Annotated in this window: 1 protein-coding gene; it reads left to right on the forward strand. The window is 69.3% G+C overall.

Going from position 1 to position 515, the window contains the following annotated elements:
- Positions 1-499: alpha/beta hydrolase (locus AC1DYI_RS38110; protein ID WP_477209225.1), on the forward strand; the 499-nt coding region annotated here is incomplete at its 5' end.
- Positions 500-515 lie beyond the last annotated feature (16 nt).

Raw genomic sequence — 515 nt, forward strand, 5'->3', positions numbered from 1 at the left:
GTTCATGCTGGACTACCGGGGCTATGGCCGCAGCAGCGGGCAGATCACCAGCGAAGCGCAACTGATGGACGACGTGCGCACGGCCTGGCGGCAGGTGACGCCGCAGTACGCCGGGCGGCCTGTGGTTGTCTATGGCCGCTCGCTGGGGACAGGCTTGGCCGCGCAGTTGGCAGCCGAAGTGAACCCGGCGCTGACGGTGCTGGTCTCACCCTACCGCAGCATGGCCGCGTTGGCCGGCGAGCACTATCCGATCGTGCCCACTGCATTGCTGCGCTACCCACTGCGCACCGATGCCGTGATTGCGCGCATCCGCGGTCCGGTCTGGCTGGTGCACGGCGAGCGCGACGGCGTGATCCCCCTGGCCCACAGCGAGGCGCTGCAGACGGCTGCGGGGGCGCAGCATGCGCGCCTGCTGCGTCTGCCCGAGGCCGGGCACAACGACGTGCATGAGTTCTCGGCCTACCTGGACGCGTTCAGCGCCGAACTGGCCCGACTCTGAGGGCACGGCTCAAAAC

This window comes from Ideonella sp. P3_A4 (assembly GCF_056403075.1).